The 14,907-nt window shown below is 37.6% G+C and carries 13 protein-coding genes; 11 read left to right on the top strand and 2 right to left on the bottom strand.

Translation table 11 applies throughout. From position 1 onward, the window contains the following. Window positions 1-43: 43 nt before the first annotated feature. Window positions 44-1,963 (top strand): alpha-galactosidase, encoded by a 1,920-nt coding sequence (locus tag KHA88_RS07930; RefSeq protein ID WP_213096431.1) that lies wholly within the window; start codon window positions 44-46, stop codon window positions 1,961-1,963. A 63-nt stretch (window positions 1,964-2,026) separates the two neighbouring features. Here the strand turns inward: KHA88_RS07930 and shc are convergent, their stop codons facing one another. Beyond that, window positions 2,027-3,904, bottom strand: a complete 1,878-nt coding sequence (gene shc, locus KHA88_RS07925; RefSeq protein WP_213096432.1) for a squalene--hopene cyclase — start codon at window positions 3,902-3,904, stop codon at window positions 2,027-2,029. 193 nt (window positions 3,905-4,097) lie between these two features. On the opposite strand from shc, the gene KHA88_RS07920 reads away from it, so the two are divergent. From KHA88_RS07920 to KHA88_RS07890, 8 genes are all read left to right on the top strand, one after another. Further along, window positions 4,098-5,144 (top strand): DUF2515 family protein, encoded by a 1,047-nt coding sequence (locus tag KHA88_RS07920; protein ID WP_346729165.1) that lies wholly within the window; start codon window positions 4,098-4,100, stop codon window positions 5,142-5,144. Then, window positions 5,077-5,556, top strand: coding sequence for a CBO0543 family protein (locus tag KHA88_RS21155; protein ID WP_346729164.1), 480 nt, complete (start codon window positions 5,077-5,079; stop codon window positions 5,554-5,556). Before KHA88_RS07920 ends, KHA88_RS21155 begins: the two co-directional genes overlap by 68 nt. Before the next feature lie 104 nt (window positions 5,557-5,660). Beyond that, a complete protein-coding gene (locus KHA88_RS07915; protein ID WP_213121704.1) occupies window positions 5,661-6,494 on the top strand; it encodes a basic amino acid ABC transporter substrate-binding protein in 834 nt (277 codons plus the stop codon). A 119-nt stretch (window positions 6,495-6,613) separates the two neighbouring features. Then, the gene (locus KHA88_RS07910; RefSeq protein WP_213121703.1) at window positions 6,614-7,270 is read left to right on the top strand and encodes an amino acid ABC transporter permease; all 657 of its coding nucleotides are present in this window, start codon (window positions 6,614-6,616) and stop codon (window positions 7,268-7,270) included. Next, window positions 7,267-7,989: an amino acid ABC transporter ATP-binding protein gene (locus tag KHA88_RS07905; RefSeq protein WP_213107274.1), complete on the top strand. Its 723-nt coding sequence runs from the start codon at window positions 7,267-7,269 to the stop codon at window positions 7,987-7,989. The genes KHA88_RS07910 and KHA88_RS07905 overlap by 4 nt, the downstream gene beginning before the upstream one ends. Window positions 7,990-8,149: 160 nt before the next feature. Next, window positions 8,150-9,073, top strand: coding sequence for an AEC family transporter (locus KHA88_RS07900; RefSeq protein WP_213096436.1), 924 nt, complete (start codon window positions 8,150-8,152; stop codon window positions 9,071-9,073). 41 nt (window positions 9,074-9,114) lie between these two features. Beyond that, window positions 9,115-9,759: a hypothetical protein gene (locus KHA88_RS07895; RefSeq protein ID WP_213096437.1), complete on the top strand. Its 645-nt coding sequence runs from the start codon at window positions 9,115-9,117 to the stop codon at window positions 9,757-9,759. Between the two features lie 18 nt (window positions 9,760-9,777). Beyond that, on the top strand, window positions 9,778-10,479 hold the full coding sequence (locus KHA88_RS07890; protein ID WP_213096438.1) for an SDR family oxidoreductase: 702 nt from the start codon (window positions 9,778-9,780) through the stop codon (window positions 10,477-10,479). A gap of 70 nt (window positions 10,480-10,549) precedes the next feature. Here KHA88_RS07890 and KHA88_RS07885 read toward each other — a convergent pair whose 3' ends face one another. Then, complete coding sequence (locus KHA88_RS07885) at window positions 10,550-11,722, bottom strand: ROK family transcriptional regulator (protein ID WP_213121702.1); 1,173 nt, start codon at window positions 11,720-11,722, stop codon at window positions 10,550-10,552. A gap of 199 nt (window positions 11,723-11,921) precedes the next feature. On the opposite strand from KHA88_RS07885, the gene xylA reads away from it, so the two are divergent. Then, entirely contained in the window at window positions 11,922-13,262 is a 1,341-nt protein-coding gene (gene xylA / locus KHA88_RS07880) for a xylose isomerase (RefSeq protein ID WP_213096440.1), read from the top strand. Between the two features lie 114 nt (window positions 13,263-13,376). Next, window positions 13,377-14,876, top strand: a complete 1,500-nt coding sequence (xylB, locus tag KHA88_RS07875; protein ID WP_213096441.1) for a xylulokinase — start codon at window positions 13,377-13,379, stop codon at window positions 14,874-14,876. The last annotated feature ends 31 nt before the right edge of the window (window positions 14,877-14,907 follow it).

The raw sequence follows: 14,907 nt of genomic DNA, 5'->3' as shown, positions 1-14,907 counted from the left end.
GATAGATAAATCTGATTTAATATCCGGAAAATGCGGTGATAACATGTCTTTTGGCATTCTATGTAATGGAAAATGGTTTACGAGAGAATCTTTTTTTAGCCCTTCAAAAAAGGTAGTAAAGAATTCAGATGGGAGCACCGAAGTAGTAACAACATATACAGATAAAGAGATTATCGTTTATTATCATGTGAAACGATATCTTGATGTAGAAGAGTCTTGGTTAATCATAGAAAACATTTCTAATCATACAATCAATATCGAAAGAGTAGATACAATCTTTGATGAAGTTAACCTAAATCATAAAAAAATCACTTACTTTGAGAGTGCATGGGGAAATGAGTATCAACCGATTAAGAAAAAAATTACGGATACTATTATTTTAGAGAGCCGATTAGGTCGATCATCGGCAAGTATCCATCCATTTGTACTATTAGAAGATGAAGAAGACTTAACTTTGTTGACTGTTGCTTGGTCCGGAAATTGGATTTTGCGTTTTGAACCAAGTCACGATGCTTTGAATATTAGCGGAGGGCTGTCCGATTGGCAGTTTTCTAAATTGCTTTTGCCTAAAAAACAAATGGAGAGCGTCCATGTTTTACAGACCGCTACAAAAACGAAAGATATCAATGTTGTATCTAATCAATTATCCCGGTTTGGAACAGATATTTGGTATCCAAAGACTGATCAACTAAAGCAACCACTCGTAGAATGGAATCACTGGTGGACATATGAAGATGTCGATATTAACGAAGAAGTATTTAAAGACAATATTAATATAGCAAAAGAAATAGGGATTGACGTATGTACACTTGATGCAGGATGGTTTGGCCCTAGTAATAAAAATACTGAATGGTTTGATTGGCGCGGAGATTGGGAGTTGGTCAATAAGGAACGCTTCCCTTCTGGCATCAAACATTTATCTGCTTATGTTCATGAAAAAGGGATGAAATTTGGATTCTGGTGTGAAATAGAGGGGTTAGGAAAGCATGCCAAAATAAGGGGAAAACTTCCATCACTTCCGGCAAAACGTGATGGGAAGGACCTAGGGTATGTATGTTTCGGTAATCCGGAGGCACAACGATGGGCTTTCACAGTTCTAGATAAGATCATTACAAACTATCAATGTGATTGGATTAAATTGGATTTTAATCTTAATCCTGAAGCGGGTTGTAACCGTATTGATCATGGTCACGATGCCGGAGATGGTTTATATGAACATTACCAAGGATACTATTCTGTTCTTAATAGAATTCGTGAAAAACATCCCGACATCATACTAGAAAACTGTTCATCTGGTGGGTTGCGCACAGATTTAGGAATAATGAAACATACACATTTGAATTTTCTAAGTGATCCCGATTATTCTTTACATAAATTTCAGGTGTTCTGGGCTGCTACGATTCTTTTAGCTCCTTCAAATGCTTTGCATTGGATATGGTCTAAATCAAGAGTGAATGATGAGGGCGGATACCCATTTCCACCATTGGATTTAGAAGAGTGTACAAAGAAACAGTTAGATTTTCATATGCGTGCTGGGATGCTTCATCGCTTTGGATTTTCGCATCCATTATCTAATTATAGTGATCAGGTAGTTCAAAAACTTAACCTATATATTCGTTTTTATAAAGAAATTGTTCATCCATTTATAATGAACGGGGATTTATATCGCCTTACTGGACAAACAATAAACAGTGGAATCGATGGAGATTTATGGAGTGCGTATCAATATGTATTATCTGATCAAGGTAAAAGTATCATTTTTAGTTTTTGTATGGATGAAATAAATCTAGAAAGAAATCTATTGTTACATGGATTAAATCATGATAACAATTATATAGTGAAGGATAGCGATAGCAACGAAGTAGGAATGTATTCCGGGAAAGTATTGATGGAACAAGGGATTACTATAAAGGCCACAGAAAAGTGGGAATCTCATATTTTACTTGTAGAACTGGAAAACTAAACGGATTTAGATATTTATTAAAAAAGCTTCAAACCTTGAGCCACATAGTTTGAAGCTTTTTTCTTATCCCTGAAACTTTTTTTCATAATGCGCCAAAGCCAGTAATGGGAAAATATATTGATAGCTATGGTAGTGGATATAGAAACCGCCGCCCATACCCTGTCCAACAGGGTAATCAATAGTCCAATCGCTTTTTTCATAGGAATCGAGCAAGTAAGCAATTCCTGCATTAATATTCGGTGAAGGCTTATCCGCAACCGAGATGAGTGCATCTAGCGCCCAAGCGGTTTGTGTTACGTTGCTCGATCCAAGGGGGATGTAAGTATTATTTAAATCACTTTTGCATGACTCACCCCAGCCACCATCTCGATTTTGAATTTGTTTTAACCAATTTACCCCTTTTTGTACGTTTTTATTTTGGGGGTCAACACCTGATGCAATAAGGCCGGTTATCGCTGCCCAAGTTCCATAAATATAGCAGATTCCCCAACGGCCATACCATGAACCATCCTTTTTCTGATCGTGAAAAAGCCAGTCTATTCCACGTTTCATTACATCATTTGTTTTCGGTAAATTTGTGTAACCACCAAAAAATTCTAGGGTTCTGCCTGTCAAATCTGCGCTACTCGCATCTGACAGCAAAAATCGTCCACCTTCAATCGGAAGCATTTTCAACCATTTTTTATCGACATTTTTTTCAAAGGCAGGCCATCCACCATCATCATTTTGCATGGCTAGTGCCCACGCCTTACCTCTGTCCCAAGCTTGGCGCAACGTTGGCTCAGTTTCAACGAGATTTGCAAAAGCCCTTAGTGTTGCCGTTGTATCATCGACATCAGGATCGATCGTATTGACATCTGAAAATCCCCATCCTCCAGGTAAAGCGGTAGGATTATGAATTACCCAATCTCCATATTTATATTGTTCTCGTTCTAATAAATATTGATTTGCCTTTGTGATCATTGGATCTGTTGGGGGAATCCCCGCCGTTTGAAGTGCAAAGCTGATTAACGATGTATTCCATACATTTGCAGTCGTATATTGCATGTGAGTATAACCGTTAATCTTGCATTTCATCGATTTTATACCATTGATCGCATTTAAGATTAATGGATCGTTTTTTGAGTATCCGAGAGAGAGCAGAGCAAAGATCATTAAAAACGTGGAACTGAAATAACTAAATTGGGTTCCATCAGGTTCAATATGGTTTAGCATATATTGTTTGGCTCGATTAATTGCCATAGAATGAATATATTTGGGCAAACCTACAAGATTTTTTATTCCCTCGCTTATGAGCGAAAAAAACCTTTTCGATTCACGTGTTTCCGGCCAGTTGAAAAAATCATCTTCTCTGGAAATATATAGATCGGTAAGCTTAGGGCTCCTTTTTGTTTTTTTGCTATATTTCTTTGTAGCTAAAATCATAATCGGTGCAAGATTGGATCTGCCAAAATTAGAAATGTCATAAAAGTTGATTGGAAAGGAAGGCGGTAAAAGGATCATTTCAACAGGGATAGGAAAAAAAGCTGGCCATGGAATTTGTCCTGTTAAGGCAAACATAATTTTTGCTAGCATATGGGATTTTTCGATTCCGCCGTTTGCTAAAATAAACTTTTTAGCCCGTTGTAACCGTTTATCCTCCTTTGGATAATAGCCAGAATATCGAAGTGCGTATAAAGCTTCGACTGTAGCGTTTAAATTCCCATTTCCTTCATCATGAAAAAGCTTCCACGCACCATTTTCCTCCTGCTTGCTCAATATCCTTTCTGATAATTCTTGGATTAAGTCTTCATCATTTATTTCCAGTGTGCGTAATAAAATGATCATATAAGTGTCTGTTGAGACTCCTGTATCAAATGGATAGTCCCATGAACCATTAGGTGTCTGCGCTGCCTTAAGCTGTTGGACAATATGACTGATTAAATTTTCAGTACGATTCACCGCCACACCATCTCCTATAAAAAATCATTCCTTCCTATACATATTCCATCATGAAAAAAAGAATTCTTATTGGAGGTGAGGAGATATTATTTTCCTGAAAAAGCTTGGTGGAAAGAGGAGGCTGCCGGGAAATTTACTTGAGATTAAAGCTGATTTACTGAAAAAGCAACATAACTCTCTAACGGGAGAGCAAGTGTTGTCTAGAGATGATGATCAGCTTCTTCGTGAAATACGGCTGAAAACAATTCAGTTGAATGCAAATAATGTAACGCGAACGAAGGCCTATCTCGACTTTTATCGATGCCATCCGGAAATTCACTGGGCATTCCTCGGTCATATGGTTTCAAGAAATGGGGGATGGAATATGACGGATTTAAAGGGCGATCTTCTCTCGAGGCTTATGAATGAAAAAACAAGAGAAACATTTTTTTCTTTTTTGGAACGTGGAAACTGGCTTATTTTTCAGGATGCCTATCCGCAGTTTTTACTTTATCGGGAGTGCTTGAGGCAGAATCGCAACCTATTCTACTTATTGCCTTATTTGAACATTTCCGTATTTATGGAAGTGATGTGGAATCAATTTTGGAAAAAACGGGACTGTTATCTTCTTGCTATAGCTTTAATCATTAATGAACAAAGCTATTTGGAGAAAAGAATCGTACAAAATCCTCTTTATAAGAATAAGGTGTTGCACAAGTTCGAGTTTGTAGTACAGGATCTTCTATCATTCAATCATATTTTGTTTCCATTCGAAAGAGGAGGACACAAGGGAGAGAAAACAGCACTTAGCGGACAAACTTTACGGCATTTCGACTCATTACATGAAAGAATCATGCTTGGGAAGAGGCTGTACAGCTTACTATTCTATCATAAAGAACAATGGGAAAAGGCCTTTCATTGGGCTGTTTCCCATCCGCATACAGGATCTAGGAAGGACTATTGGCAAGATGTGTTTAATGATGTTAACGACGGGCTTCCAGGAGCTGCTTTTACTAGGCGGCTGAAGGGGTGCAAGTTGAGAACGGGAGCGCATAGATTATTTAGTCCTAAACTTGAGTATGCCTGGAAGAATGTAGAGCATAAGGAAGCAGAGCTTGGAGATTGGTTTAATCATTGGAGGATAGTCGAGTATTTACAAGAGGACAAAGAAATAATTAAGGGAGAGATTGTAGGTGAATACTGTGAAACACTTGAGAAACTCGAGCTTGTCGCCCTTGCCAAGAAAGCGATTTTTAGTTAGCAAACTTTCGTACATTACTACAATCTTATTCGCATCTCTGTTCGGAACATATTTAGATCTTTATTTAGTAGGAAAAAACATATATGAATTTCCCATCCGTCCTTTTCCAACTATTTTTTCAATAAATATAGCCTTTACAATGGCTGGACTACCTTTTTTAACATGGATGTTTCTATTTGTAATGAATAGGATAAATAGATGGAAGAGGTTGGTTCTCATTTTTACACTCAGTATCATTTGTCCAGCAATTGAAAAAATGTCGGAGCATTTTGGATTATTTTTTCACAGTGAAAAATGGAGTCATAGCTATTCTTTCTTTGGATACTTTCTTTTCCTTATTATTGTTTGGTCTGTTTTTAAGTGGTGTAATAGGGGGAAACAAGGAGCCTTTCCACCATTATCTTCCATATGAATAAATATGCAATAATATTGATAAAATATTAAATTAGTACTTGTAAATTAGTAGTAATGAAGTTATTATACTTATAAAGAATACATAAAAGAGGGGTTAGTAAAATGTCATTTTCATTAAAAAAGTCATTATTCGCCATTGTGGCCAGCTGTGTCCTACTTTTAGCAGCATGCGGGACTAATAAGGAAGATGCAGGTAATAAAGAAAACGGAACAGAAGCCAAAAAAGTATTAAATGTTGGAACAGAAGCAACTTTTGCTCCATTTGAATTTATGGACAAAGGGGAAATAACTGGCTTTGATATTGATCTGCTAAGTGCAGCAGCTGAAGAGGCGGGTTATGAATTGAAAATTGAAAATACCGGCTGGGATGCCATGTTAGCCGGATTGCAAGGCAAGCAGTTGGACATCGGTATGTCAGGAATTACAATTAAAGAAGATCGACTAAAGACGTATGATTTTTCGGTACCATACTTTGAGTCCACTAGTATGATTGCTTTTAATAAAGATGTGAAGATTAATAGTGCAGAAGATTTAAAAGGCAAGAAAATTGGTGTTCAAAATGGTACGACAGGCCAGTATTCAGCTGAAGATATCGTTGGGAAAAACTCATCAGATATATCTAAATACGAAACAGCCGCCTTAATGTTCCAAGCGCTTCAAAGCAAAAACGTTGACGCTGTAGTCACAGATATCGCGGTTGCGCTTGAATATGTGAAAAACAATCCTGATAACGGAGTACAAACGGTTGGGGATAAACAATTTGACGCAGAGTATTATGGATTTGCTTTCCAGAAAGGAAGCGAATTGACAGACGAATTTGACACTGCACTAAATAAATTGTTTGAAAACGGGAAATATGAGGAAATTTATAAAAAGTGGTTCAATGAAGAGCCCAATTTGAAATCTTTACAAGAAGCTGCAAATCTATATAAGTAAAATTTCAGAATTAAGTTTTACTGTCTGTTACATTGTGAGATAATGATGGCATATGCGGCTGTCCACTTCAGGCTATAGCCTGTGGACGGCCGTTTTTGCTGACGAAAGGTGGATAAGCCATGGATATTCGATTTGATATTATAGTAGATTACATGCCATTATTTTTAAAAGGAACGCTTTTGACGATTGGCTTGGCCTTGGCAGGAGTTACGATTGGGCTTATTTTTGGTCTGTTGATTGGCCTTGGGAAAATGTCGTCAAACCCCTTGATCCGATTTCCGTTTGTCTGGTACATTAATATTTTCCGGGGGACACCATTTCTCGTCCAAATTTTGCTTATTCACTTTGGTGTAGTACCGTTATTTATGACTCCGGCAAACCCAATTGTATCAGCAATCATCGCATTATCATTAAACTCAGCAGCCTATATTGCTGAAATTTTCCGTGCGGGAATCCAGTCGATCGATAAAGGGCAAATGGAAGCTGCACGTTCACTTGGCATGAGCCATGTACAGGCAATGAAACTTGTCATTTTACCTCAAGCTGTAAAACGTATGATTCCTCCGCTCGGAAATGAGTTTATTGTTTTACTAAAAGAAACATCGCTGGCAGCTATTATCGCAGCACCTGAACTTATGTATTGGGGGCGTGTTGCAGGCGGACAATATATGCGTGTATGGGAGCCATACCTTACAGCAGCAGCGATATACCTGGTATTGACCTTATCACTTACTTATTTGATGGATTACATCGAAAGGAGAATGAAGACTGAATGATCTCTGTAAAAAATTTAAAAAAGTCATTCGGCGACAATGAAGTACTGAAGGATATTTCACTAGAGGTTAAACCACAGGAAGTTGTCGTTGTTATAGGACCATCAGGATCAGGAAAATCGACATTTATTCGCTGCCTGAATTTATTAGAGTCGGTTACCGGTGGTAATGTATTTGTTACTGGTAAGGACTTGACTAATAAAAAAACCGAAATTAATGAGATTCGAAAAGATGTCGGAATGGTGTTTCAACACTTTAATTTATTTCCGCATAAAACAATTCTTGAAAATATCACTCTTGCTCCAATCAATGTAAAGGGTATGAAAAAGCAGGAGGCTGAGCAAAAGGCGCTTGAGTTGCTTGCGAAAGTAGGTCTGTCTGAAAAAGCATCCGCCTATCCAGATTCCTTATCAGGCGGTCAGAAACAGCGGGTTGCTATTGCGCGTGCACTTGCGATGGAACCAAAAATCATGTTATTTGATGAGCCAACATCTGCACTTGATCCAGAGATGGTCGGTGAAGTGCTAGAAGTAATGAAACAACTTGCTGAAGAAGGCATGACCATGATTGTAGTTACACATGAGATGGGCTTTGCTCGTGAAGTGGGTGATCGGGTCATTTTCATGGACAATGGCTATATCGTTGAAGAAAACGTTCCTCAAGAATTATTTTCTAACCCGCAGCATGAGCGTACAAAAGCATTTTTAAGTAAAATCCTTTAAGGGCATCGTGTAAATTAATAATCAAGAACAAATAACAGTCCGCTTTAAAACTTCTGGCGAACTGTTTTTCTTTTATATTGCAGGATTTTGCGTGTCTTTGTCGAAATACATTGAGTGAGGTAGATAAATACGTATTAATATGGAAGAAGAGATACGATAAATGCAGCATATTATTTTTATTTTTACCGACATTATATTACCGGTTTTTGTTTTAATTGCAATTGGTGTACTCTTGCAAAGAAAATTCAAATTGGATATGTATACGCTTGCCAAGTTAAATATTTACTTTTTAAGTCCTGGCTTAATATTTATCAAATTATATGATAGCTCATTTTCACTATCGTTATTTTTTAGCGTCATCCTGTTCTGTTCAGCTTTTGTTGCGGTGTTGTTTTTTTTGAGTGCTGCTACAGGCAGGATTTTAAAGCTAAATGAAAAAATGAAGCTCTCGTTTTCAAACAGTGTTATGTTTTATAATTCGGGGAACTACGGCATACCAGTTAATGATTTAGTGTTTAAACAAGATCCATTTGCCATGTCCATTCAAATAGCAGTCATGGCGTTTCAGAATACTTTACTTTTTTCTTACGGTGTTGTCGCAATGAATTCCATTAATACTGGAAAATTAAAGGCAGTGCTGGCCTATTTTAGAATGCCTTTATTTTACGCCATGTTCTTAGGAATCTTATTTAATGTATTGAATATATCTTTGCCTAATTTCATATTAACACCTGTTACATATATTTCTAACTCGCTCATTGCGATGGTTTTGTTAACCTTGGGAGCTCAAATTGCTCATATTAAGATTTCACTTACATATGTTCCGCTTTATTTAAGCATTATTTATCGCTTAATCATCGGTCCATCCATTGCTCTTGTAGCTTTACTTTTTCTCGGGATTGATGGAATCATCGCACAGGCATTACTTATTTCTACAGCGATGCCGACTTCTGTAAACAGTGCAATCATCGCACAGGAATATAATAGTGAGCCTGAATTTGCTGGACAGACGGTAATTGCTTCCACCTTATTTAGTTCATTTACATTAACCTTTGTTATTTATATCGCTTTAATTATATTTTGATATCATCATTAGATAAATTGCATAAGAAAGAAGTGGTCTATATGAAAAAAAGCTTAAAAGAAACGTTAGCTCCAATGGATAATTCGGAAAAAATTCAATATATTTGGCATTATTACAAGTACTTTATTATTGGTGCTATTGCCCTGGTGCTTTTTATAACTTATGCGATTTCGAGTGTAGCCAATAAAAAGGAAGACGTGTTGAATATTGTCATGATGGCCGACTCCGTTAATCCAGATGAAGTGGACAAGCTTAAAGAAACTCTCTCTGAAGAACTGTTAACCAAAGAGGTACGAGAAAAATCAAATATCCGGATTCAAACGATGCAAACATCCAGTGACCAGATGGATATGCAGGCGGGCGTTGAATTTCAAAAGATGGCAGCCGAGTTGTCAGCTGGTTATATTGACATTTTCGTCGTTGACAAAGAGTTTTTCGAAAACATGAATGAAGGCCAGCTTTTATCTTTTCAAAAATTAAGTGGAATGAAGGATTTGCCTTTTCAAGAAGATCACGTTTATCACTCTAAGGCTAACGAAAAAGAAATAACTGGCGTAAATATTTCTGAGATTCCTCTCTTAGTCAATGTTATCCAAGGTCAAGATAAAGTCCTTTGTATGCCAGCCAATGCTAAAAATACGGAATACATTTCGCGATTTCTTAACTTCATTATGAAGAGTGAATAGAAAAAAGGGGAGGCGATTATGAAAATATTCATTACTGGCGCCAATCGCGGGTTGGGACTAGCACTTGCGTCAACGGCCGTTGAAAGGGGACATACCGTTATCGCAGGTTCGCGTGATGGCGAGAATCCAACAGGTAAGTTAAAAGTGCTCCAAGAACGCTTTCCAGACAAGGTGTTATCCGTGTCCCTAGATGTTACTTCGGAACAATCAATATCAATCGCAGCTAATCAAATAATGGAGAAAGAGGGATCAATTGATGCGATTATTAACAATGCAGGTGTCCTATATGAACGAGATGCAAAAATTGAGGATTTGGATTTCTCATTATTAGAATTGACAATGAATGTAAATCTGTATGGTCCAATGCGTGTAATGAAACATTTCCTTCCTTTACTTAAGCAAGGAACCAATCAAACAGTTATAAATATATCTTCTGATGCAGGAAGTATCGCAAATGCTTACGGCGGAGATTATCCATATGCGATATCAAAAACCGCATTAAATATGTTTTCCAAACAGTTGAACCACTATCTATCCAATCAGCAAATAAGAGTATATGCTGTTCACCCTGGCTGGATTAAAACAGATATGGGGGGAGATAAAGCACGGGGATCACCTATTGAGACGGCCAGTAATCTATTGGATATTCTTGAAAAGAAGAAGGAAATTGATCGTGATTTATTCTTCATTAATCATCGGGGAGAAGCAATGCCATTATGACATTAAAAGCTGAGCTACCATAAAGTGTGAGTCAGTTCACTTTATGGTAGCTCAGCTATTTTATATCTTACTAGATCTCCAAAGTCCTTTTTAGAAAATGTTCAACAGAAAAAGCGCCTACTCCTAATGCGTTTGCAGGAAATGTTGGATTAGAAAATTGAACATTCACTTCAGTTTGGTGGGAAGTCATTGCATGTTCTTTAACGAAATTTTGTACACATGTCTCCATCCATGCTTTTGCACTTGATAATTTATTCCCGATTATAATTTTTTCGGGATTTAAGGAATGGATGATGTTCACAAGGCCAATACCAAGATTTGCTGCAGTCTTTTCTAAAAGGAATGCAGCTTTTACTTCGTTTTTTTCTGCAAGCTCAATAAGGCGATCGACACATGTTTCCTCATCCTCAATTAATTTTGACTGTAAGGCATTTTTTATTAAAAATTGTTCTGAAGCATATAATTCCCAGCATCCGAAGTTTCCGCAGCGGCATTTATCACCGTTCATATTAATGGTTATATGGCCAAATTCCCCGGAAAATCCGCTAGCACCTCTGAATAATTTTCCATTGATGATGATGCCTGTTCCAATACCAATACCTGCACTAATATAAACGAGATCCAAAACATGTTTACCAAGTCCAAACATCATTTCACCGTACGCCCCCGCGTTAGCTTCGTTTTCGATGATAACTGGAATCTTAAAAAAAGCTTCTATTTCTTTTTTTATAGAAGAATTCTTCCATCCAAGATTAGGCGCCAGCAATAAAGCACTGTTTTGATCAACTATTCCGGGAACGGCGATACCGATACCTATGATTCCATACGGGGAGGGAGGAGCATTTGTTATTAATTCTTCAATATCGGCTTTTACATGATCCAATGTCACATCAATAGATGATCCTGTATAGGAATGCCGCTTCTGAAATAAAATGTTTCCCTCCAGATCTGTTAAAATCCCGGCAATGTAATTTACGCCAAGATCAATTCCAATCGAGTAACCAGCTTGCTCATTGAATTTCAACATAACAGGACGTCTCCCGCCACTAGATGTCCCTGGACCAGTTTCTAAAATAAGTTTATCTTCAATTAACTCCGACACCAATGAAGAGACAGTGCCTTTATTTAAGCCAGATTGTTGAGCTATATCTGCACGAGAAAGGGGGGAATGATTTTGAATTAACTGTAAAACTACTGATTTATTTTCTCTTTTAATTAATTGTTGATTCCAAGTTAGCTTCATTTTGCAATTCTCCTTTAAATCACCAAGACCAGTAAAACATGCATTTCACTATAAAATATATATTATCATAAGACTTTGTTTAATGGATAGACAAAGTGAACTTTTACATGTATACTTTTGTTAGAGCATGGCTTTTGGAGAAACTTTCCTTATAAATATGTAAACGCCATCATTTATTAATCTATTGGGGGTATCATTAATGGCTTATTTCGAAAATGTCAGCAAAATTCAGTACGAAGGACCATCTTCAAGAAACCCGTTTGCTTTTAAGTATTACAATCCAGAAGAAAAAATAAATGGACAATCAATGGAGGAACTTCTGCGTTTCTCAGTTGCTTATTGGCATACGTTTACCGCTGATGGTTCAGATCCATTCGGAGTTGGAACAATGGTTCGCCCGTGGGATAAATTCAGTGGTCTTGATCAATCCAAAGCACGTGTAGAGGCAGCTTTTGAATTGTTTGAAAAACTAAATGTGCCATTTTTCTGTTTTCACGATTCAGACATTGCTCCTGAAGCTGATACGTTAAAGGGAACCTATGAAAATCTTGATATCATTACTGCTATGATCAAAGATTATAAGAAAGATAGTAAAACTAAATTGCTATGGAATACTGCAAATATGTTTACACATCCAAGATATGTTCATGGTGCGGCTACTTCAAATAATGCCGATGTTTACGCATTTGCCGCGGCAAAAGTGAAGAAAGGTCTAGAAACTGCAAAAGATCTTGGTGCAGAAAACTATGTATTCTGGGGCGGTCGTGAAGGCTATGAGACTCTATTAAATACCGACATGAAGCTTGAGCAGGACAATTTGGCGCGCTTCTTCCATATGGCAGTCGATTATGCAAAAGAAATCGGCTTTGACGGCCCTTTCCTAATTGAGCCGAAGCCAAAAGAGCCTACAAAACATCAATATGACTTTGACGTGGCAACTGGGATTGCTTTCTTGAAAAGTTATGGCCTTGATCAGCATTTTAAATTTAATATTGAGGCGAACCATGCAACACTTGCCGGTCATACATTCGAACATGAATTGAGAGTTGCTCGTATTAATGGCATGCTCGGATCCGTGGATGCGAACCAAGGTGATACTTTGCTTGGATGGGATACAGATGAGTTCCCGACAGATCTTTATTCTACAACATTGGCCATGTACGAAATTTTGCAAAACGGTGGATTAGGCAAAGGTGGCTTAAACTTTGATGCAAAAGTGCGAAGAGGTTCCTTTGAGCCGGAAGATTTATTCCATGCACATATTGCCGGTATGGACAGCTTTGCTATTGGTTTGAAAGTTGCCAATAAACTACTTGAAGACAGAGTATTGGAAGATTTTATTGCTGATCGATACGGAAGCTTTACAGAAGGCATCGGGCTCGACATTGTTGAAGGTCGAACAGACTTTCATAAACTAGAAAAATATGCATTGCAATTGGGCGAAATCAAAAACCGTTCTGGAAGACAAGAGCTTTTGAAAGCTACGGTCAATCAATATTTATTGGAAACTCTTACTAGTCAAAAGCTAATAAACTCGTAAATTCTTTTTGAGGCTGTCCTAAAACATAAACCCAACCCTACACATTAGGGAGAAGGTTACATAGGGGACAGCCTTGTTTTAGTTATTCTATCAATTAGATAAGGATGGGGAGAAATGAAATATGTAATCGGAGTTGACCTTGGAACAAGCGCAGTTAAAATTCTGCTAATGAATCAACATGGTGATGTCTGTCATGAAGTGTCGAAATCCTATCCACTTATTCAAGAGAAATCTGGCTATAGTGAACAAGATCCAGAAGAGTGGGTAGAAAAAACAGTGCAAGGTCTTACTGATATTGTAAAGAATTTCGATGGAGATATTGAAAATATTGAAGGAATTAGCTTTTCCGGACAAATGCATGGCCTTGTTTTACTTGACGAATACCATCATGTACTTAGAAATGCTATTCTTTGGAATGATACGAGGACAACAAAGGAATGCCGCTTGATTGAGGAAAAGGTCGGGATAGATAAACTTTTAAAAATTACTAAAAATCCTGCATTGGAAGGTTTTACATTGCCGAAGCTTTTATGGGTAAAAGAAAATGAACCAGAAATTTTTGCGAAAGCAGCAGTGTTTCTTCTTCCGAAGGATTATTTGCGATATCGACTAACAGGGCTCATTCATAGTGAATATTCCGATGCAGCGGGAACATTGCTTCTTGATGTCAGCGAGAAAAAATGGAGTAAAGAAATATGTGATTCGCTAGGAATTGATGTCAATCTCTGTCCTCCATTAGTTGCGTCACACACACAGACTGGAACAATTACAAATGAAATCGCCGTTGAAACAGGGTTAAGCGAAACAGTTAAAGTATTCGCTGGCGGAGCAGATAATGCATGTGGTGCGATTGGCTCGGGCATTTTATCGGCAGGAAAAACATTATGTAGTATTGGAACGTCAGGAGTCGTCCTCTCGTATGAGGAAAAAGGTAATCAAGATTTCCAAGGAAAAGTTCATTACTTTAATCACGGAGAAGCGGATGCTTTTTATACGATGGGTGTGACTTTGGCAGCAGGGTACAGCTTAAGCTGGTTTAAGGATGTATTTGCGGAAGCTGAAGATTTTGATGCTTTACTGCAAGACATCGATCAAGTACCCATTGGCTCAAATGGATTGCTTTTTACTCCGTATTTAGTAGGTGAAAGGACACCTCATGCAGATTCAAATATAAGAGGAAGCTTCATAGGGATGGATGCTTCACATAAAAGAAGTGACTTTGTTCGTGCGGTTCTAGAAGGTATTACATTCTCTCTTAATGAGTCGATAGAAATATTTAGAGAAAATGGAAAGAAGATTGAGACGATTATTTCTATTGGTGGGGGAGCGAAAAACAGACAATGGCTACAAATGCAAGCAGACATATTTAATGTAGATATAGTCACACTTGCAAGCGAACAAGGCCCTGGAATGGGGGCAGCAATGCTTGCCTCATATGGTTGCGGTTGGTTTGATTCACTACAGGAATGCGCACAAAAATTTGTGCACCTCGTTGATACTTATCAACCTATTAAAGAGAATGTGGATATGTACAGTAAACTGTTCCCGCTCTATCAAGATGTTTATACTAGTACAAAAGCACTGAATGAGCAGCTAGAGGAATTTAGAAACTAACAAAGATATTGACTGTTACTATTTACAAAAC

Origin of the sequence: Lederbergia citrea (genome assembly GCF_018343525.1) — a bacterium.
Lineage (GTDB): Bacteria > Bacillota > Bacilli > Bacillales > Bacillaceae_C > Lederbergia > Lederbergia citrea.
This window is presented reverse-complemented; position numbering and strand designations above follow the sequence as displayed.